Genomic DNA, 20,362 nt, shown 5'->3' on the forward strand with positions numbered 1-20,362 from the left:
GGGTGCGTATCGCCGCGCAGGCGAGATACAAAAGCATACAAAGCGGGCAAAAAAATCGGCCCCGAAGGGCCGATCGAATTGCCTGCGCTCTTGGTCGTTCCCGCGTTCGCGGGAATGACGGGTGAGACGGGCCAGGGCGTCAGCCCAGCCTGACTTCGGCCGCCAGGCCGCCCCCCTCGCGATTGCGCAGCGTCAGCGTGCCGCCGATGGCGGCAGTCAGCTCGTGGGCGATCGCCAGACCCAGGCCGGTACCGCCGGTTTCGCGGCTGCGGGACTGTTCCAGGCGCACGAAGGGCTTGAGCACGGCCTCGAGCTGGTCGTCGGGGATGCCGGTACCGCGATCGAGCACCTCGATGGCCACGCGGTCCCCGTCCCGGCGCACGCTCAATTCCGCCGACCCGCCGAACTTCAGCGCGTTGTCGATCAGATTGGTCAGCACGCGCCGCAATGCATGCGGGCGCGTGACGATGGCCCCGCCGGCGTTCTGCAGCACCGTGACGGCCTTGCCGGTGTCCTGGTAATCGTAGGCCAGGCTCTCGACAAACGAGCCCAGGTCGAGCCGCGACGGCTTCTCGCCGTCGCCATGCGCGCTGCGGGCATACGCCAGCCCTTCCTGGACCAGCGTCTGGATCTCGGACAAGTCGTTCAGCATCTTGCGCTTGTCGTCCGAATCATCGGCCATCTCGGCACGCAGCTTCATCCGCGTGATCGGCGTCTGCAGATCATGCGAGATCGCGGCGAGAATCTGCACCCGTTCCTCGACAAAGCGCGCGATGCGGCCGCGCATCGCGTTGAACGCGCGCGCGGCGCGGGCCAATTCCGTGGGGCCGGTCTCGTCGAGCGGCGCCGGCTGGGTGTTCGGATCGAGGGCGTCGGCGGCATCGGCCAGCGCGACCAGCGGCCGGATCGCCAGCCGCACGGCGAACCAGCAGCACAGGATCAGCAACAGCAACTGCAGCACCAGCACATAAGGCAGCCATTGCGCGATCGGCGTCATGCGCGGATGCACGTCGATGGTCAACGGGCTGCCGTCGCTCAGCGTCAGATGGGCCTGCACGCGCTTGCCGTCGCCGGGAATCGATTCCACCCGCACCGGAAAGCGGCCTCCGCTTGCTTCGGTGATCCGCTCGGCGATATCCCTGCCGCGCGCGGTCATCTCGGGCACGCCCGGCAGCCCGGTGCCAAGGATGTACTGATAGTTGCCGCGATTGACGCGGGGCAGCCACTGGGGCCGCTCCGCCGCCGGCACCCGGTCGAGGATCGCGATCGACGTCGCGACATCGGTCTCCAGCGTGCCGAGCATCACCTGCCGCGCCGACATATAGCGCTCGGAGAACAGCACGGCGAACGACAGGCCGTGGGCGACCACCAGGCCGGCCAGCAGGATCAGGAAAAGCCGCGATCGCAGCGTGCGCGGCCACGCCCAGCGGGGCGCGCTCACTGCCGGGCCTCGCGGATCTCCACCGGCGAGGCAAAGACATAGCCCTCGCTGCGCACCGTCTTGATATAGCTCGGCTCGCGCGCATCGTCGTTCAGGCGCTGGCGCAGCCGGCTGACCAGCAGGTCGATCGAACGCTCGAACATCTCCGCCTCCCGGCCCTGCGTCAGATTGAGCAGCTGGTCGCGATTGAGCACGCGCTGCGGATGGTCGACGAACACGCGCAGCAGCCGGTATTCCGCGCCGCTCAACGCGACGATCGTGCCCTCGGCGTCGATCAGGTGGCGCGCGGTGGTATCGAGCTGCCACGTGCCGAAGGCGAGGATCTGTCCTGCCTCGGTGATCTGCAGATTGGGCGGCAGCATGCGGGTACGGCGCAGCACCGCCTTGATGCGGGCCAGCAGCTCGCGTGCGGCGAACGGCTTGGCGAGGTAATCGTCGGCGCCCATTTCGAGACCGACGATGCGGTCGGTCTCGTCGTCGCGCGCGGTCAGCATCAGCACCGGCGTGGCCTTGTGCTTGCCGGCGCGCAGCTCGCGGCATAGCACCAGGCCGTCGTCGCCCGGCAGCATCACGTCGAGCACGATCAGGTCGACCGTGTTGGCATCCAGGAAGGCACGCATATGGCGGCCGTCGGGCGCCACGGTCACGCGCAGACCGTTCTTGGTCAGATACGTCGAGACCAGTTCCCGGATTTCCCGGTCGTCATCGACGATGAGGATATGGTCGACGTGAGCGTCCATTGTTGTCACCGGCAGATTGAAGGAGAGCGAGCTGTGCGCGACCGGCGTGCCGCCATGCCTGCCGCCCCGGCATTGTATGGGGACGGCAAATCCGCGTGTATCGCAATGTATCCGGCCGGCGTGGCCTCACACTGCGGTACAAACTCGCCGCTTCACGACACATCGCAGCGACGCGGGCCGGGTCTGATCGAGGGCAAGCCAACCCCTTTTTCCTGGAGATACGATCATGACCCTGCTGATTCTCGCCTACCTTGGCGGCGCCCTGACCATCCTCAGTCCCTGCATCCTGCCGGTGCTGCCCTTTGTGCTGAGCCGGTCCGGACAGCCCTTTCTGCGCGGCACGCTGCCGATGCTGGCCGGCATGGCACTGACCTTCGCCGCCGTGGTGTCGCTGGCGTCGGCCGGCGGCGCCTGGGTCGTTCAGGCCAACGAATACGGACGCATCGCCGCGCTGGTACTGCTGGCGGTCTTCGGGCTGGCGCTGCTGCTGCCCCGGCTGGCGGATGCGCTGGCGCATCCGCTGGTGGCGCTCGGCAACCGCCTGGCCGACGGCAGTGGCGCTGGCAGCGGCAGGGGTGGTGGTGGCAGTGCCGGCACCATATGGGGCTCGCTGGGCCTTGGCGCCGCCACCGGCATGCTGTGGGCCCCGTGCGCGGGCCCGATCCTCGGGCTGGTACTGACCGGCGCCGCGCTGAACGGCGCCAGCGTATCGACGTCGCTGGCGTTGCTGGCCTACGCCGCCGGGGCCGCGACCTCGCTGGCCGCGGCGCTGGGCATCGGCGGCCGCGTGCTGGCGGCAATGAAGCGTTCGATGGGCGCCACCGAATGGCTGCGCCGCGTGCTGGGCCTGGCCGTGCTGGGCGGCGTGCTGGCAATCGGCACCGGGGCGGACACGGGCTTGCTCGCCCGCCTGTCCACCAACGGGCCGGCGTGGCTGGAACAGGTGTTGGTCGATGCGGTCGGGCTGCCGGCCGGTGCGCACTAGCGCTTGACCAGGGAACGAGGCCCAGTGGCGCCCAACGAGGTCCGCCCCTTGGGCGATCGACCTCCGATCAGGGCCGCTCGCGCCTCGGTTCCAGGTACGGCTCCACCCGCGCGTCGCGCATCGCGTAGCCGCTGTCGCCCATTGCCGTCTCGGCGCGCTCGACGCGCAGCAGGCCCTCGATCCACACGGTGTCCATCGTGCGGATACCCTGCAGCGGCGCCTTCGCCTGGACGTGGACGACCTGATTGGCGGGCGGCGGCGGCACGTGGATGCAGGCGCCGAAGTACGGCACCAGCAGGAATTCGCGGATCGCCTCGCCCTCGCCGCCCAGCGACACCACAAAGCCGGGCAGGCGCACCGGCGATCCATCGAGGGAAGGTTCGACCGGCGCTTCCTGCCAGTATTGTTTGGCCTTCTCCAGCGCTGCCTGCGCCCGCGGATCGCCATCTTCCATCTGTGCCAGATCGAGGCCCTTCAGCGGCGCCAGCGGGTCCCAGCCCTTCGGCAGCAGGGCGTCCCATTCGATTTCGCGATAGGTCGTGGGCGCGGGCGTCGTGGGCGGCGGCTCGCGGTGCAGCGTTTCGCCGATCGCGTATTTCCGCTGCGCCGCAGACGGCGGCCCGGCCGAATCGCCGCGGCCGCGGATCGACCAGAGCCCCGCGGCGCTCAGGCCCGCCACCCCCGCCACGCCGCCTGCCGCGAGCAGCCACTTGCGGCGCCGCGGATTGCCTGGCGTTTGCCCTGTCATCTTTTATGTCCTCGGATTGAGCCCGTCCGCCAGGCTCAGGCGGTAGGCCCGCCATGCCGGCAGCAGGCTTGCTGCAAACCCGGCCACGACCAGCGCGGCCAGCAGCGGCAATTCCGCCAGGCTGGGCCACGATACCGGCAGCGCCACGCCCAGGCGCGCCTCGAGCCAACCGGCCAGCAGCGCGCTGGTCAGCGACAGCAGCGCCACGCCCGCGGCGACGCCGGCCAGCATCAGCATCATGCCCTCGATGGCGAGCAATGCCAGGATATCGCGCGGCCGCGCCCCGGCCGCCCGCAGGATTGCCAGCTCGCGCCGCCGCTCGCCCAGCGCGGCCAGGATCGACGAGGCCAGTCCGGCCAGTCCGATCACCGCGACCATCGCCGACACGGCGCGCAGCGCATTGCCGGCGATATCGACGAGGTCCCACAGCGCGTCGAGCGCCACGCCGGGCAGCACCGCCATCAATGGCTCGCGCGTGTCCTGGGCGATCTCCCGCTGCAGCGCGAAGACGCGCGAGCGCAGCTTCAGGCCGACCAGCACCGCGGTGACGCTGTCGGGCGTCAGATCGAAGCGGCGCAGGTGTTCCGGAGCGATCGCCGCGCCGGGCACCCGTGTGCCGCCCTGGAAATCGAGATGGATCGCCTGCATCGCCTCCAGGCCGATATGGATGGTGCGATCGACCGGCGTTCCGGTTGGCGCCAGGATACCGACCACGGTAAAGGGCTTGTCCTCGTGCTCGAGGCGCAGCGCGCCCGGGGCGGCCGCATCGCCATGGGTCAGCACGATCTTTTCTCCGATACGATAGCCCAGCCGACGGGCAACCTCGGCGCCGAGCACCGCGTCGAACATGCCATCGAGGCGGTCGTCGAAGGGCCGGCCCCGCGCGAGCCGCAACGCGCGGCCGTCGCCATGGCGGAAATGCTCGAAATACCCGGCCGTGGTCGCCAGCACCGGAAAGCCGCGATGCGAATCGCCAAGTGAAAGCGGGATCGTCCATGCGACCTGCGGGTGGGCGGCAAGGCGTCGCACGCTGTCCCAACCGATGTTGTTGGTCGCGCCGCCGAGCCGGAAGACCGCGTACAGCACCAGCTGGATCGGACTGGTGCGGGCGCCGACGATCAGGTCCGTGCCCGACACCGACTGCGCGAAGCTCGCGCGCACCTGATGCCGGACCCGCTCGATGCCGAGCAGCAGCGCGGTCGACAAGGCGATCGCGATCACCATCCAGACCAGGTTGGCGCGGCGGTTCCAGGCGCTGCGCGCGGCGATCGACATCAGCGCGATCATGCCGGCTCCTCTTCGCGCGCCGCCGGCATCGCGAAGCGCCGGTCGAAGCCGGACGCCAGCCGGTCATCGTGGCTGACCATCACCAGCCCCGCGCCGGACGCACGACACTCCCGCTGCAGCAGCGTCATGAAGGCGGCCTGCCGGGCGGCATCCAGCGACGACGTGGGCTCGTCGGCCAGGATCAGCGCGGGCCGGCCCAGCAGCGCGCGCGCCGCGGCGACGCGCTGCTGCTGCCCCACCGACAGCTGTGCGGCGGGACGCCGCCACAAGCGGGCCGGCATATCGAGCCGTTGCAGCAGCATGCCGGCCGCCTCGGTCGCGCCACCGGCCTGCTCGCGGGCGCGCGCTTCGCGGCTCGCGGAGAAGCGGCACGGCAGCAGCACGTTGTCGAGCACGGACAGATAGGGCAGCAGGTTCAGCTGCTGAAAGACGATGCCGATGTGGTCGGCGCGAAAGCGGTCGCGCCCGGCCGCCGGCAGCGCCGCCAGGTCGATTCCGGCGACGCGGATGATGCCCTGGCGTGGCGACACCACCCCGGCCAGCAGCGACAGCAGCGTGGTCTTGCCGCTGCCGCTGGGGCCGGACACGAACAGATGCTCGCCGTGGGCCAGTTCGAAGGCAGGCAGCGACAGCGCGCCGCCTTCGCGCCCGGGCCAGCGAAAGACCACGTTCTCGGCCACCACAAGCGGCTCGCCGTGCTGCGCGTGCGCGATCGCTTCAGCCATGGCCCTCACCAGCGCAGGCGCGGCTGTGCCGGCGTCAGCGTCGCGCCCGACTGACGCGTCTCGGCGGCAAGCTGGGCGGCAATCCGGCTGACGCCTGGAAACAGGCGGAACACGCGCACCTCAAGCGAGCGCAGTGCCTCGGGCCGCGCGCAGCGGAAGCGGTAATCCGCATCGAGATCCGCATGCTGGTGCCCCGCCTGCGGCTGTCCGTGTGGGGCTTCCCCCTCGCCGGTCAGGCCGTGATGCAGCTTGCCGAAATGGACCTGCGCGGCCTCAAGGCGACAGTCGGCCTCGGGAGAAGGCCGGAACAACGCCGCGCCGTCGCGCAGGGTCGCGGTTGCCTGACGGACCTTCGCCCGCTCGGCGTCGGTGCGCGGCAGGCGCTCGAAGCCGAACACATTGTCCAGCGGCGATGCCAGCGCGATCGACAGCACCGGCCCTTCCACCGCGACATCAAGCGTGGCCTGCCCATGAACATGCGGCTCGGCGGCGTGCGCGTGGCCGGCCAAGGTCGTCGCGACGAGCGCGATGGCGGACAACAAGCGCGGGAGTAGCGAATACACGTGTCGATCGTCCTTCTGCGAAACCCGTCCATCGGCCGGGTGGGAGAAATGCGTGCACGCGTTGGGCTGCGTACACCGATCGATTAATGATAACTTATTATCAGTAGAGTTCCCGTGCCGGCCCCCGCCTCGCACCACTAGCGCGGCGGCGCCAGCACGGATGCATCGATCGCGTCCAGCGTGGGCCGGCCCGTCAGCGCCATCGCGACTTCGAGCTCGGCCTGCAGCAACGTCAGCATATGCGCGACGCCCGGCATGCCGCCCACCGCCAGGGCATGGAGCACCGGTTGGCCGACCATCACGGCCGTCGCGCCCAGGGCGATCGCCTTGACGATATCCGTGCCGCGCCGGATGCCGCCATCCAGCAGCAGGGGCACCCTGCCCCGGACTTGCGCGGCGATGGCCGGAAGGCAATCGACCGTCGCCGGCACCGTGTCCAGCGTACGGCCGCCATGGTTCGAGACGACGATGCCGGCAACCCCGGCGTTCAGGGCCGGCTCCACATCCCGCGGGTTGAGCAGACCCTTGACCAGCACCGGCAGCGAGGTCTGCCGGCACAGCGCCTCGATGTCCCGCCATGTCGGCGCGCTCTTCAGCATGCCGCGGAAGACGGGGCTGCCGTTGCTGGCGCTGACCGGCTCGGCCGGCGCATAGCCCGCCAGATTGACGGCCCCGACATCGCCCGGCAGGCGGAAGCCCGCGCGCTGCTCGATATTGCGGATGCCGCTGACGACGGCATCGATGGTCACGACGATGGCCCTGTATCCGGCCTGTTCGGCCCGGCGCACCAGATCGGCCGTATCCTGCGGCCGCGGCTGGAAATACAGCTGGAACCACAGCGGCACCGTCGAGGCCCGCGCAATCGCCTCGAGCGTGACGCTGGCCTGCGTGCTGACCGTCATCCACGTGCGCGTCAGCGATGCGGCCTGCACCGTCGCCAGTTCGCCTTCCGGATGCACCAGCCGATGGAAGGCCGTCGGCGCGATCAGGATCGGGTAGTCGAGCGCCTCGCCGAACAGCGTACGGCGTGCCGATGCCTGCGACATATCGACCAGCGCGCTCGGCATCAGCCGCAGCCGCTCGAACGCGGCGCCGTTCTCGTGCTGCGTGATGCCGTCCGCGGCGGCGCCCGCGACATAGGCGCGCACGCCCGGCTCCACCCGTTCGTGGAAGCGCCGCTCGTAATCGCGCAGCGAGACGGTGTCGGCGGGGATCTGCCAGCGCGTCACAGCTCGGCCCAGCGCCGCAGCAGGTTGTGATAGTGATTGACGAGGGCCAGCACGGCGTCCTTGTCATCGCCCAGCTGCTTGCGGATCTCGATGATCGCGAGATCGAGCTCGTACAGCATGCGCCGCTGGCCGTCGTCCTTGACCATCGACTGCGCCCAGAAGAACGAAGCCCAGCGCGTCCCGCTGGTGACCGGCGTGACCGCGTGCAACGACGAGGCGGGATAGACGACCAGATGGCCAGCCGGCAGCTTGACGGTGTGCGAACCGTAGAGGTCCTGGATCACCAGCTCGCCGCCTTCGTATTCGTCGGGATCGGACAGGAACAGCGTGCTGGAGACATCCGCGCGAATGCGCATGCCGCCCGTTCCCGGAACGGTGCGGATCGCGTTGTCCACGTGCGTGCCGAAGTTCATCGCGCTGTCGTAGCGATTGAACATCGGCGGCATGACGCGCAGCGGCAACGCGGCCGAATGATAGGTGGGATTGCGGCCCAATGCGGTCAGCACCAGCTCGCCCAGCTCGCGCGCCTCGGCGCTGTCGACCGGAATCTGCAGGTTGTGCTTCGATTGCGCCGCCAGGTCGCCGGCGGTCACGCGTCCATCGACCCATTGCGAGCGCTCGAGGCGTTGCCGGCAGTACCGGATTTCTTCGGGGGTCAGGACGTCGGGGATCTGGACCAGCATGGCAGCGTTGGCGGGAGGAAAGGCGGGGCGGCGGAAGCCCCGATTCTAGCGGCTTCCCGGAAAGCCGAAGGGGCCGCAGACAGCCGGCCCCTTCGTCTCCGCTTAGAACGTCATGCCGACGTTCAGCAGGAACGTCCTGCGCGAGGTGGGCACCGCGCGCACGGCGCCGAACGAGGACTGGTAGTTCAGATGGTCCGTCAGGTTGTAGCCGTTCAGCGAGATCCGGTACTTGCCGACCTTGTACGCGATCATCGCGTCCAGCGAGAAGTTGTCCGGCATCTTCGCGGTGTTCGCCGAATCGGCCCAGTAGCCGGTGGCGTACTGCAGGCCGCCGCCAATGGTCAGCTTGCCCGGCACGGGCAGCAGCGTGTGCGGGATGTCATAGGCTGTCCACAGCGTGACGTTGTGGCGCGACACGCCCGGCGCCGCATTGCCGACGATGGCGCCGTTGGTGGCCGAGGTCACCTCGCCGCTCAGGTAGGCATAGGCGACATTGGCGGTCCAGCCGCCGACGATGCGGCCGCTCAAGCCCACCTCGACGCCGCGGATCTTGCGGCCCTCGCCCGAATCGGAGAAGCCGTTGGTGATGTCGCCGGTCACCGGATCGACCGTGTAGGCGTTGGCCTTCTTCGTCTGGAAGATCGCGCCGGTCAGGCCCAGACGCTTGTCGAGGAAGTCCACCTTGGCACCGACCTCGATGGTGTCCGAACGCTCGGGCTCGTTGCCGACGCCGTTCTGCGGCACTTCCGATGCCACGCCGCCGACCGCCACCGCGATATCGGTACCCACCGGCCGGTAGGTGCGCGAGAACGAGGTGTAGAACATCGCGTCCCTGGTCGGCTCCCAGATCGCGCTGATCGACGGGCTCAGCTTCTTCGAGTCGGCCTTGCCGCCCAGCGTCGAGGCGCTGGTCGAGAATTCGCTCTGGAAGTAGTCCCAGCGCAGGCTGCCCAGCAGCGAGAACTTGTCGTTGAGCCAGACGCGGTCGTTCATGAACACGCCGACATTGGTCGCATTGGCGTCGCGCGTATTGCCGTACGCGACCGTCGCGTTCGGGCTGTTGTCGAACACCGGATTGACGACGGTCTGGTTGTTGTTGCGGCCGGTCCACGTGCCCAGGCTGCGATGGTCGCGCTGGTAGATCGTGTCGAGGCCGACCATCGCCTTGTGGCGCAGGCTGCCGGTCATGAACTCGCCACGGGCGCTCAGCACGTTCTGGACACCCCAGCCGCGCTGCAGATAGGTCATGCCGCCGCCGGCGCCGTATGACAGCGCGACGTTCTGCCCGGCCAGCAGCCGCTGCAGGTTGGCGGCATTGATGCCGGCGGGATTGGTCGCCGAGAAGTCGCGTTCGTAGTAGCTGAAGCGGGTGTCGTTGCTGATCGTGATGCCGTTGTCGAGCTTCGTCTTGAAGTTGGACGACACCACATGCGCATCGGTCCGGTCGCGGTCGGTATTGCGCACGTACGAGGTCGACGAGGAAATGCCCGGCACGCCGTACTCGGTCAGCGGACGGTAGATGCCATCGGCGCCCTGCGCGACGGGCACGCCGAAGTCCGGCGCGCCGGTGCGGCGCAGGTACGAATAGTTCAGGTGCCATTCGGTGCTGGTACCCAGGCCCGTGCCGAAATCGATCGCCAGGCCGCGGCGGTCGTCGCCGACGTGGGCGCGGTCGGCCACGCGGCCGTTCTGGAACATGCCGTTGATGCGCAGCGCCGACGTGTCGTTCAGGCGGAAGTTGCTGTCGACGGTGGTGCGGTAGGTGTCTTCGGTGGCAAAGCCCTGATCGATGCTGGTGCTGGTATGCAGGTTCGCCTTCTTGGTGGTCTGGTTGATCAGGCCACCGACGTTGCCGACGCCGAAGCTTTCGCCGGACGGTCCCTTGATCACCTCGACGCTTTCCGTATTGAACGCATCGCGCTTGTAGGCGCCGAAATCGCGCAGACCGTCGACATAGATGTCGCCCTTGGCGGACAGGCCGCGAATGCGGAACTGGTCGCCGTTCTGGCCGCCGTTGCCCTCGCCGGTCGAGATCGTGATGCCGGGCACGTTCTTCAGGATCTGTTCGAGCGAGGTGGCGTGCTGCTGCTCGATGACCTCCTGCGGCACCACGTTGATCGTCTTCGGCGTTTCCCGAACCGTTTCCGGCAGGCGCGAGATGCCAAGCGGCGCGTCATTGGTGTTCTGGATCGCGTCGCCGGAGACCGTCACCTGGGGCAGCACGTTGCCGCCGGTGTCGGCGCGTCGGCCGGCCGCGTCCTCACCAGCGCCCGCCTGCGCGTGGGCGACGAGCGGGATCGTCGACACCGAAATCACCAGACCCGCGGATGCGCCTGAAACCAACAGACGGATGGCGTTCGCTATTTTTCTTTGCTGCACGGAGGACTCCAGAGAAGGACAACGGACATGACGCTGCCGAGCCTCCGCTGGAAACCATGCGCACCCTCCCCGTCAAAGAGGTGAACACTGCATTTCGGCGCTGCCGCAACGGCAGGCATTCAGCAACAATCAAAATGCGAATCATTACCATTTGATGTTGCCGGCGTTTGTTGATTTGTGGCGAACGATGGCAGCCAGGACGAGTTGACACAATTCGCCACAATTGAACCGTACCGGCCTCAAGGGCGGGCGCCCCTGGTGACTGCCGCCTCAGTTCGGCAGCTCGATCACGGCCCGCAGGCCGCCTTCGGCACGGTTGTGCAGCGTAACGTCGCCGCCGTGGGCGCGGATGCACGAACGGGCGATGGCCAGGCCCAGGCCAAGCCCGCCGGTATCGGCGCTGCGCGCGGAGTCAAGCCGCGTGAACGGCTCGAACACCCGCTCCAGATGCTCGGGGTCGATGCCCGGCCCCTTGTCGTCGACCTCGATGCGAAGCGTGTGCCCGATCTTGTCGGCCACCACGCGAATGCCGACCTCGCCGTAGCGCGCGGCATTGTCGATGATGTTGCTCAGCCCGCGCTTCAGATGGACGGGGCGGCAACGATAGAACAGGCCCGGATCGGGCCGCGTTTCGCAGCGCACCGCGCGCCCCTGGATCGTCTGCTGATCGACGATTTCCTGGATCAGTTCATCGAAGCGAACGTCCTGGGTCGGCTCCTGAAGCGCATCGTCGCGCGCGAACTGCAGCGCGCCTTCGACCATCACGCTCATGTCGTCCAGCGTCTTGACCATCGCGTCGCGCAGCTCGCCGTCATCGATCAGCTCGGCCCGGATCCGCAGCGAGGTCAGCGGCGTGCGCAAGTCATGCCCGATGGCCGCGAACATCTGGGTCCGCCCGTTGACGAAGCGAGCCAGGCTCTCCTGCATGTCGTTGAATGCGCGGGTAATCTCGCGCACGCCGCTGAGCCCGTCCGGTGCGGGGAGGATGACCCGCTCGCCGCGGCTGACGCGCTTCGAGGCCTCGGTCAGCAACCGCAGCGGACGCATGATCCGCCGCCCGAACAGCAGCGCGATCAGCGCCGTCGGCAGCATGCCGACCAGCAGCGAGAAACTGAGCACGCGCGACCAGTGTGCCGGCACCATCGTCGGCCAGTGCCGGCTGCGCAGCCAGCGTCCATTGGGCAGCTGGACCTCGACGTCCAGCGCCAGCGCGTGGGTTCTGCTGAACGCCTGTTCCAGCCAGTTGCCGCCGCGTTGCCCGCCCCGCTCGGGTTCGGCCTGCTGCAGGCGCACGTGGACCGGTACGTTGTCCGCCACGTCGAGCAGGCCGCGCAGGCGCTGCGCGATCGCCCGCTCCTGCTCGCCCATCCCGTACGGGTCCGGCAAGGCGTGCGCGGCCAGGCCGAACGTCGAATCCGGCAGGCTGATGTCCGCGAGCAAGGCATCGGCATCGGCGGATCGGCTGGCCAGCCGGTAGGCCGAAAGGATCCGCGTCTCGATGGTCCGCACCGACAACGGATGCAGCGTGACATTGTCGGCGCGCCACCACGACAGCGCGACCACGGCGAACACATGGGCGGCCAGCATCGCCAGCAGCCACAGGGCCACGAGCTGGCCCGACAGGCTGCGCGGGAACCATTTCATGAGGGCAGCACCGACACCTTGGTCGCCAGCAGATAGCCGTCGCCGCGCACCGTCTTCAGCATGCCGGGATGCCGCGGATCGGGTTCGAGCTTCTTGCGCAGGCGGCTGACCTGGCTGTCGATGCTGCGGTCGAACGTCATCGTGCCCGAGCGCTGCGTCATGTCGAGCAGCTGGCTGCGGCTCAGCACGCGGTTGGCGTTCTCGATCAGCGCCCGCAGCAGATGAAATTCGGCGGTGCTGAGCGGAACCTCCTCGTCGCTGGGATTGCGCAGCGCCCGCGTCCTCGTATCGAAGGTCCAGCCGCAGAACGTGAAACGGTATTCCCGGGGCGCGGGCGCATCGCTCGCGTCGCGCGCCTCCGGCACGCGGTTGCGTCGCAGCACGCTGCGGATGCGGGCCACCAGCTCGCGCGGATCGAAGGGCTTGACCACATAGTCCGCCGCGCCGATCTCCAGACCGGCGATCCGGTCGGCCTGCTCCGTCATCGCGGTCAACAGGATCACCGGCGTTCCCACATGCTCGGACACGTAACGGCACAGCGACAGCCCGTCCTCGCCGGGCAGCATGATGTCCAGGATGATCAGGCTGTAACGGCGCGCTTCGAGCCGCTGGCGCATCGCCTTGCCGTCGGCCACGGCCTCTACGTCAAAATCGAAGCGCCTGATGTAAGTCGACAAGGGATCACGTATGTCCTTGTGATCGTCGACGATCAGGATGCTGGGACGGGGGTCCATTGTGCTCACACTGCTATCAATAAACGAGAATCGTTATCGCATTTTACCGTGAGGTGGCCTGGCGGCTCGGCAACCGGCCGGGGCACCCGGCTGCGGCACGCGGTTCGGCAACGACTGCGACACCCGGTCGCACTGCCGCGGCCTCGCTTGCCCAGCATCGACGTTCCGTTCTAAACTTTCAGAAATTACTGAAAATTCAAAACAGACAAACATGCAACTCTCGCCCCTGGTCCAGCGCTTCGTTCTGCATTTCGGCGAAATGGGAAGCCGCTGGGGCATCAATCGCACCGTCGGCCAGATCTACGCGCTGCTGTTTACCGCGGCGCGCCCGCTCAATGCCGACGAGATTGCCGAGTCGCTCGGTTTCTCACGCTCCAACGTCAGCATTGGCCTGAAGGTACTGGAGTCGTGGAACCTGGTACGGCTTTCGCACCAGCCGGGCGACCGGCGCGAGTACTTCTCGGCCCCGGACGATGTCTGGGCCATTTTCCGGACCCTGGCCGAAGAACGCCGCCGCCGGGAGATCGACCCGACTTTGTCGATGTTGCGGGAAGTTCAACTCGAAACGCCGTCCGATCCAGACGACAAGCACGCCCAGCGGCGCATGCAGGAGATGTACGAGCTGATCCTGCTGGTGACGGGCTGGTTCAACGATATGCAAAAGCTTGATATCGCCACTTTGGAAAAATTAATGCGACTGGGCTCCCGCGTGACTAAGCTGCTGGAAGTGAAGGACAAGCTATCCGGGGCCGTCGGCGGCAAACCCGCCGAAGGCAAGCGCAAGCCGGCTCGCACCAAGAAGGAGTAGTGCCCCATGTTGTCGTCGCTCGACCCGATCCTGCTGGCGCGGATCCAGTTCGCCGCCAATATCACCTTCCACATCCTGTTCCCCACCATCAGCATCGCGCTCGGCTGGGTGCTGCTGTTCTTCAAGCTGCGCTACGGCAAGACGGGCGACGAACGCTGGATGGCGGCCTACCGCTTCTGGGTCAAGGTGTTCGCGCTGACCTTCGCGCTGGGCGTGGTCAGCGGCATCACGATGAGCTTTCAGTTCGGCACCAACTGGCCGGGCTATATGGAGACGGTCGGCAACATCGCCGGACCGCTGCTCGCCTACGAGGTGCTGACCGCGTTCTTCCTGGAAGCGACCTTCCTCGGCATCATGCTGTTCGGCATGCGCCGGGTCAGCAATCGCACTCATACCATCGCCACGCTGCTGGTCGCCGGCGGCACCACGCTGTCGGCGTTCTGGATCCTGGCGCTGAACTCGTGGATGCAGACGCCCGCCGGCTTCGAGATGATCGACGGCAAGGCCCACGTGGTCAGCTGGCTGCAGGTGATCTTCAACCCATCGTTCCCGTTCCGCCTGACCCATATGCTGATCGCCTCGGGCCTGACGGTGTCGTTCCTGCTGGCGGGCATCTCGGCCTACCGCTGGCTGCGCAACGACCGCTCGCCCGAGGTCCGCTCGACCATGCGCACCGGCGTGATGGTCGCGGCGGTGCTGATCCCGCTGCAGATCGTCGTCGGCGACCTGCATGGCCTCAATACGCTGGAACACCAGCCGGCCAAGATCGCGGCGATGGAAGGCATCTGGACCACGGGCACCAGCGTCCCGGCCGTGCTGTTCGGCTGGCCCAATGCGGTGACCCAGAGCACCGACTGGGAAATCTCGATCCCGAAGCTGGCGTCCTTCTACCTGACCCACACCTTCGACGGCGAGGTCAAGGGCATCGACGCGTTCCCCGGCAAGCATCCGCCCGTGGCGCCGGTGTTCTTCGCCTTCCGCATCATGGTCGGCGTCGGCATGCTGATGCTGCTGGTCTCCTGGCTGGCGGCCTGGCAGTTCAGGCGGCGCGGCGAGCCGTCCAGGGGCGTGGCCCGCATGCTGCTGGCGATGACCTTCTCCGGCTGGGTCGCGCTGGTGGCCGGCTGGTATGTCACCGAGATCGGCCGCCAGCCCTACCTGGTCTACGGCGTGCTGACCACCGCCGAGGCCGCCTCGAAGGTGCCGGCGACGATGGTCGGCTCGACGCTGGTGATGTACCTGTCGCTGTACCTGCTGCTGATCGCGGCCTATGTCTCGGTGGTGTTCTATCTGGCCCGCCGCGCCGGCACCGATCCGGCCATCGACGAGCCGGAAATCGAAACCCCTCAACCCGTCATCGGCGGCAAGCCACGGAGCGCGCAATGACCGACCTGTCCCAACCCGCCGGCTGGATGCCGCTGGTCTTCCTGGCCCTGATGGGGCTGTCGATGCTGATCTACGTGATCCTGGACGGCTACGACCTCGGTGTCGGCGTGCTGCTGCGGCGCGCCGACGACGCGGACAAGGACACGATGATCGCGTCGATCGGCCCGTTCTGGGATGCCAACGAAACCTGGCGCGTGCTCGGCGTCGGCCTGCTGCTGACGGCCTTCCCGATGGCGCACGGCGTGATCCTGACCAATCTGTACCTGCCGGTCGCGCTGATGCTGGCCGGCCTGATCCTGCGCGGCGTGGCCTTCGACTTCCGCGTCAAGGCGCGCGCCCACCACAAGCCGTGGTGGAACTGGGCCTTCTACGGCGGCTCGCTGCTGGCCTCGTTCTCGCAGGGCCTGATGCTCGGCCTCTATATCACCGGCTTCGAGTACGGCTGGCTCGACCTGCTGTTCGCGGTGGTGGTCGGCCTGTGCCTGGTCGCGGGCTACTGCCTGCTTGGCGCCAGCTGGCTGATCATGAAGACCACCGGCAGCCTGCAGGCGCGGGCAATCTACTGGGCCCGGCGCAGCCTGTGGCTGACCGGTGTGGGCGTGGCCGCCATCTCGGTGGTGACGCCGCTGGTCAGCGAGCGGATCTTCGACAAGTGGTTCTCGCTGCCGAACATCATCCTGCTGGCGCCGATTCCCCTTATCACGATCGCGCTGTTCGTGGTGATCGACCGGCTGCTGCGGCGGATGGGCCCGCTGCAGAAGGCCGGGAACGACCGCCTGGCCTGGGTACCCTTCGTCGGCACCGCGGTGATCTTCCTGATGGCGTTCAACGGCCTGGCCTACAGCCTGTTCCCCTACCTGGTGGTCGACCAGCTCGACATCTGGCAGGCCGCCAGCGCGCCGGAATCGCTGGCGGTGATCCTGATCGGCGCGGTCATCGTGCTGCCCACCATCCTCGGCTACACGATCTACGCGTATCGCGTGTTCTGGGGCAAGGCCACCGACCTTCGTTACTATTAGGCTGATTCAGGAGGCTGATTCAGGAGGCTGTTTCAGGCTGATTCAGGCCGATTCAGGCGAGTTGGCCTTTCACCGAAGGCGGTACGAGATCAGGCAGGCATGAAGGGCAGTGAAGGAAGCAGGCAAGGGCTGAACACCGCGGCATCGCGCCCGGGCGGTGTGGTCCGCCGCGTGCGCGAACAGGCCGGCGCGCATGTTCGCGCGCTGACCCGCAGCAACTCCGGCCTGACGCTGGACTACGACAATCCCCCCGGCGATCCGGGCCTGTTCGGGCCCGATGCGGTCTGCTGGCGCGTGCATGGCGACTTTCCCGCGATGCTGGCCGGCGGCGTCAGCGCGCTGCTGATGCAGACGATGCACCCGCTGGCGCTGGCCGGGGTCTGGGATCACTCGAGCTTCCGTACCGACATGCAGGGGCGGCTGGGCCGCACGGCCCAGTTCATTGCCGGCACCACCTATGGCAACCGCGCCGACGCGATGCGCCTGATCGAACGGGTGCGCCGCATCCACACTGGCGTCACCGGCACCGCGCCCGACGGCCGCGCCTATGCGGCCAGCGATCCCGAACTGCTGACCTGGGTCCACGTGGCCGAGGTCTCCAGCTTCCTCGCCGCCTATCTGCGCTATGTCCGTCCGCTGTCCGCCGCCGAGCAGGATCGCTATTACGACGAGGTGGCGCTGGTCGCCGAACTGCTGGGCGCCACCGAAGTGCCGCGTTCGCGCGACCAGATCGCGGCGTACCTGCGGAAGATGCGACCGCAATTGCTGGTGACCGAGCGGACCCATGAGGTCGTGCGGCTGGTGATGCAGATGCCGGTGGCCAATCCGCTGCTGGTGCCTGCGGTACGGATCATGGCCGATGCCGGCATCGCGCTGCTGCCGGACTGGGTGCGGCGCGAGCTCGGGCTGGCGGGCGCCAGCGCCAGCGCGCTGCGGCGGCCGCTGTCGCTCGCCGGCATGCGGGTATTGGCACCCACGCTGCGCTGGTCGCTCGGCGGCGGGCTGGCAGCGCGTGCCCGCCGGCGGGCCACTGCGGCGCCGCGCTAGACAAGTGCTGATCGGCTCAGGCGCCCAGCTCCACGGCAGGCGTCGAGCGGGCCTGCCGCATCCCTGCTGCGGCGCGACGCCCTGCCCGCTTGCGGGCCCAGAGCGCCACGCCCGTTACGCACAGCATCGCCACCACCAGCCCCATCGCCGAAATCAGCGGATGGCGGCGGCAAGGCCGAACCAGCGGTGCAGCCGGACAAGAAGAGCGCGCATGGGTCAAAGGAGGGACATGATTCCTCTGACATTGACGAATCACGGCGCGGCATCGGAACCGGGACGCGTTCAATCGGCCTGCGCGCTTGCCTTGACGGTGACCGGCGCATACCCGTACTGACGGGAAAAGGCGCGCGAAAACGCGGCGGCGCTGCCGAATCCGGCTCGGCTGGCGACCGCCTTGACGCTGTGTCCCATGGCGAGCTGGGCCCTGCCGAACGCCAGGCGCCACGAAGTCAGATAATCGGCCGGCGTGGTGCCCACCGTCCGGGCGAACTGCGCGACGAAATGGCTGCGCGACATGCCGGCGATACGAGCCAGATCGTCGGTGCGCCACGGCCGCGCTGGCTCGTCATGCATGGCGACCAGGCATGGATGGAGCCTCGGGTGCGCCAGGCCGGCCAGCAGGCCCGCATTGACGGTGCCCATCGCGATCGCACGGCGCACCGCGAGCACCACGATGATTTCGCAAAGCCGGTCCTTGACGGTCGGACTGCCGCATCTGCAGTCCTCGACCTCGGCGACGAACAGCTCCGCCAGGCCCCGCATCTCCGGGCGCTCGGCCAGCGGGAACACCAGTTCGTCGGGCAAGGCCCCGACCAGGGGATTGGCGGCGCCGCCGAAATCCACGGCCGCCGCGGTCAGAACCGCGCCACCGGCATGGCAAGGCGTTCCGCCCGAGGCACGGAACACGAGATGCGTGAGAACGCCGATACCGCCGTCGGGATCGTCGGCATCGCCGATGACATACAGCATGGCGAGCGCCCCACCTCTCCCCGCATCGGCGCTCGCGACGGCCCGCAGGCCGAACGCCCGCAGGAAGGCAGCCAACCGATCATGTTTTGCTTCGCGCACCGGCATTTCGATCATCTCTTTGTCCGAAAGGATGATCGATCTTATGCCAGACTTGGCCGATCGCAATACAGGAACAAGAACGATGACTGCCGACACCGCCGCCAAATTCGATCCCTTGCGCGCTGCCGAATACGAGAAACAGAGCCGGATCGCGCTCGCCGGCTACGACGCCTGCCATGAACTGGCCGCCTGCATGCTGACCGCCGCGCTTGGCCCCGGGTCGAGCGCCACCGTGCTGGTGGCGGGCGCCGGCGGTACCGGCAACGAGATCGTGGTCGCTGGCGCGCTCGAGCCGAACTGGCGCTTCGTCGCGGTCGATCCCTCGCAGCCGATGCTGGAGCTCGCGCTGGCCCGAATCCGCGAGGCGGGCCTGCTGGGGCGTACCGAGCCGGTGCTTGGCGTGGTCGCCGACCTGCCGGACGAGGTCCGCTTCGACGCCGCGACGCTGGTCGGGGTGCTGCACCACTTGCCGGGCGACGCAGCCAAGCAGGCGATTCTCCGCGACATTGCCCAGCGCCTGAAGCCGGGCGCGCCGCTGGTCCTTGCCGGCAATCGCTACGCCTATGCCTCGCGGCCGGTGCTGATGGCCGCGTGGGCGCAGCGCTGGCGCATGAATGGCGCCAGCGAGGAAGAGGTCCGTATCAAGCAGGGCAAGATCCTGCAGGGCGCGGATCCGCCGGAATCCGATGAGGCCGTCGCCACCTTGCTGACCGATGCCGGCTTCGAGAAGCCCGAGCCGTTCTTCTCGAGCCTGTTTTGGGGAGCCTGGATGGCGCGACGGGCCTGACGCCGCTGGCGGCAACGCGGTGCCTTACTGCAGCGTCAGCCCCGACTGCCTGACCAGCTTCTCGGTACGCGGAATCTCCGCATCGACCATCGCGCGGAAATCGGCCACGCTGCCGCCGCGCGGCTCGGCGCCCGTCGCGGCCAGCTTGTCGCGGAAGGCAGGGTCCAGCAAATGCCGGTTGATCGAGGCATTGAGCTTGCCCACGATGTCCGCCGGCGTTCCCTTGGGCGCGACGATGCCGTACCACGGCGCGATGTCATAGCCGGGATAGCCCTGCTCCGCGATGGTCGGCACATCGGGCGCCATCGCCGAGCGTTTGGCGTTCGACACGCCGAGCGCCCGGAGTTTCCCGGCCTTGACGTAGGGCAGCCCCGTCATGATGGTGTCGAAGTACATCGACACCTGACCCGACAGCAGGGCCGGAATCGCTTCCCCCGCGCCCTTGTACGGCACATGCACGATGTCGATGCCGGCCATCGCCTTGAGCATTTCGCCGGCCATGTGCGAGGTGGTGCCCGCGCCGAACGACGCATAGGTCAGCTTGCCCGGATTGGCCTTGGCGTAGGCCACCATGTCGGACAGCGTGCTGAACGGCAGCGACGGATGCGACAGCAGGATATTGGGCGTGTAGGCCACCACCGCCACCTTCTCGAAGGCATCCGGGTCGTAGCTCAACTTCTTGTAGAGAAAGCGGTTGGTCACCATCGAGGCGGGGCCCGACATCAGCAGCGTATAGCCGTCGCCCGGCGCGCGGGCCACCGCCTCGCTGCCGATCATCGCGGCGGCTCCCGGCTTGTTCTCGATCACGAAGCTCTGGCCGTACTCTCTGGCCAGGGCCTGACCCAGCTGGCGCGTGATCAGGTCGGTAGCGGCACCGGGGTTGAACGGCACCACAATCTTGACCGGCTGCCTGGGCCATGCAGAATCGGCATGGCTCCACGACGATGCGGCAAGGATGGCCGGCGCGGCGACGGCAAGGCAAGCGCGAAGAAGACGGGAACGTAGTGGCATCGACAGACCTTTTTGAGCGAAGGGGATGCGCCGGCGCAGCGGCTGGCGACGCGCAGTCCATCGCAACTGCCGTGCCCG

18 protein-coding genes and 1 pseudogene are annotated in these 20,362 nt (G+C 67.9%); 6 read left to right on the forward strand and 13 right to left on the reverse strand.

What is annotated here, in order from left to right:
• Nucleotides 1–139 precede the first annotated feature (139 nt).
• Both F7Q96_RS13390 and F7Q96_RS13395 read right to left on the reverse strand, forming a co-directional pair.
• Nucleotides 140–1,441, reverse strand: a complete 1,302-nt coding sequence (locus F7Q96_RS13390) for a sensor histidine kinase (RefSeq protein WP_151022818.1) — start codon at nt 1,439–1,441, stop codon at nt 140–142.
• Nucleotides 1,438–2,181: a response regulator gene (locus F7Q96_RS13395; RefSeq protein ID WP_053823500.1), complete on the reverse strand. Its 744-nt coding sequence runs from the start codon at nt 2,179–2,181 to the stop codon at nt 1,438–1,440. The genes F7Q96_RS13390 and F7Q96_RS13395 overlap by 4 nt, the downstream gene beginning before the upstream one ends.
• A 226-nt stretch (nt 2,182–2,407) precedes the next feature.
• Here F7Q96_RS13395 and F7Q96_RS13400 point away from each other — a divergent pair.
• Nucleotides 2,408–3,142: pseudogene (locus F7Q96_RS13400) on the forward strand (cytochrome c biogenesis CcdA family protein); the annotation flags it as partial.
• A 91-nt stretch (nt 3,143–3,233) separates the two neighbouring features.
• Here the strand turns inward: F7Q96_RS13400 and F7Q96_RS13405 are convergent.
• The 9 genes from F7Q96_RS13405 to F7Q96_RS13445 form a co-directional block, all read right to left on the reverse strand.
• Nucleotides 3,234–3,914 carry a DUF3299 domain-containing protein gene (locus F7Q96_RS13405; protein ID WP_249041678.1) on the reverse strand — a complete coding sequence of 227 codons (681 nt, stop codon included), beginning with the start codon at nt 3,912–3,914 and terminating at the stop codon, nt 3,234–3,236.
• Nucleotides 3,915–3,917: 3 nt separating this feature from the next.
• Nucleotides 3,918–5,201: an ABC transporter permease gene (locus F7Q96_RS13410; protein WP_053823498.1), complete on the reverse strand. Its 1,284-nt coding sequence runs from the start codon at nt 5,199–5,201 to the stop codon at nt 3,918–3,920.
• On the reverse strand, nt 5,198–5,926 hold the full coding sequence (locus F7Q96_RS13415) for an ABC transporter ATP-binding protein (protein WP_053823497.1): 729 nt from the start codon (nt 5,924–5,926) through the stop codon (nt 5,198–5,200). Before F7Q96_RS13415 ends, F7Q96_RS13410 begins: the two co-directional genes overlap by 4 nt.
• Nucleotides 5,927–5,931: 5 nt before the next feature.
• Complete coding sequence (locus F7Q96_RS26825) at nt 5,932–6,465, reverse strand: DUF2796 domain-containing protein (protein WP_158507278.1); 534 nt, start codon at nt 6,463–6,465, stop codon at nt 5,932–5,934.
• A gap of 161 nt (nt 6,466–6,626) precedes the next feature.
• Nucleotides 6,627–7,718 (reverse strand): alpha-hydroxy acid oxidase, encoded by a 1,092-nt coding sequence (locus tag F7Q96_RS13425; RefSeq protein WP_053823495.1) that lies wholly within the window; start codon nt 7,716–7,718, stop codon nt 6,627–6,629.
• The gene (locus F7Q96_RS13430; RefSeq protein ID WP_053823494.1) at nt 7,715–8,401 is read right to left on the reverse strand and encodes a Fe2+-dependent dioxygenase; all 687 of its coding nucleotides are present in this window, start codon (nt 8,399–8,401) and stop codon (nt 7,715–7,717) included. The genes F7Q96_RS13425 and F7Q96_RS13430 overlap by 4 nt, the downstream gene beginning before the upstream one ends.
• 102 nt (nt 8,402–8,503) lie before the next feature.
• Entirely contained in the window at nt 8,504–10,708 is a 2,205-nt protein-coding gene (locus F7Q96_RS13435) for a TonB-dependent receptor (protein ID WP_226995022.1), read from the reverse strand.
• 342 nt (nt 10,709–11,050) lie between these two features.
• Nucleotides 11,051–12,424: an ATP-binding protein gene (locus F7Q96_RS13440; protein ID WP_151022820.1), complete on the reverse strand. Its 1,374-nt coding sequence runs from the start codon at nt 12,422–12,424 to the stop codon at nt 11,051–11,053.
• Nucleotides 12,421–13,158 (reverse strand): response regulator, encoded by a 738-nt coding sequence (locus F7Q96_RS13445; RefSeq protein ID WP_053823491.1) that lies wholly within the window; start codon nt 13,156–13,158, stop codon nt 12,421–12,423. Before F7Q96_RS13445 ends, F7Q96_RS13440 begins: the two co-directional genes overlap by 4 nt.
• Nucleotides 13,159–13,369: 211 nt before the next feature.
• Here F7Q96_RS13445 and F7Q96_RS13450 point away from each other — a divergent pair, with 211 nt between their 5' ends.
• From F7Q96_RS13450 to F7Q96_RS13465, 4 genes are all read left to right on the forward strand, one after another.
• A complete protein-coding gene (locus tag F7Q96_RS13450; protein WP_053823490.1) occupies nt 13,370–13,966 on the forward strand; it encodes a GbsR/MarR family transcriptional regulator in 597 nt (198 codons plus the stop codon).
• Nucleotides 13,967–13,972: 6 nt separating this feature from the next.
• Nucleotides 13,973–15,352 carry a cytochrome ubiquinol oxidase subunit I gene (locus F7Q96_RS13455; RefSeq protein ID WP_151022822.1) on the forward strand — a complete coding sequence of 460 codons (1,380 nt, stop codon included), beginning with the start codon at nt 13,973–13,975 and terminating at the stop codon, nt 15,350–15,352.
• Nucleotides 15,349–16,371, forward strand: coding sequence for a cytochrome d ubiquinol oxidase subunit II (locus F7Q96_RS13460; RefSeq protein WP_151022824.1), 1,023 nt, complete (start codon nt 15,349–15,351; stop codon nt 16,369–16,371). Before F7Q96_RS13455 ends, F7Q96_RS13460 begins: the two co-directional genes overlap by 4 nt.
• 99 nt (nt 16,372–16,470) lie before the next feature.
• Nucleotides 16,471–17,418 carry an oxygenase MpaB family protein gene (locus F7Q96_RS13465; RefSeq protein ID WP_151022826.1) on the forward strand — a complete coding sequence of 316 codons (948 nt, stop codon included), beginning with the start codon at nt 16,471–16,473 and terminating at the stop codon, nt 17,416–17,418.
• 282 nt (nt 17,419–17,700) lie between these two features.
• On the opposite strand, the gene F7Q96_RS13475 is transcribed toward F7Q96_RS13465, so the two are convergent.
• Nucleotides 17,701–18,501 carry an AraC family transcriptional regulator gene (locus F7Q96_RS13475; RefSeq protein ID WP_053823488.1) on the reverse strand — a complete coding sequence of 267 codons (801 nt, stop codon included), beginning with the start codon at nt 18,499–18,501 and terminating at the stop codon, nt 17,701–17,703.
• A 67-nt stretch (nt 18,502–18,568) separates the two neighbouring features.
• On the opposite strand from F7Q96_RS13475, the gene F7Q96_RS13480 reads away from it, so the two are divergent.
• Nucleotides 18,569–19,273: a class I SAM-dependent methyltransferase gene (locus F7Q96_RS13480; protein ID WP_053823487.1), complete on the forward strand. Its 705-nt coding sequence runs from the start codon at nt 18,569–18,571 to the stop codon at nt 19,271–19,273.
• 24 nt (nt 19,274–19,297) lie between these two features.
• On the opposite strand, the gene F7Q96_RS13485 is transcribed toward F7Q96_RS13480, so the two are convergent.
• On the reverse strand, nt 19,298–20,284 hold the full coding sequence (locus tag F7Q96_RS13485) for a Bug family tripartite tricarboxylate transporter substrate binding protein (RefSeq protein WP_053823486.1): 987 nt from the start codon (nt 20,282–20,284) through the stop codon (nt 19,298–19,300).
• Nucleotides 20,285–20,362: the final 78 nt, after the last annotated feature.

The organism is Cupriavidus gilardii (assembly GCF_008801915.1).
In the GTDB taxonomy this organism is placed as follows: domain Bacteria; phylum Pseudomonadota; class Gammaproteobacteria; order Burkholderiales; family Burkholderiaceae; genus Cupriavidus; species Cupriavidus gilardii.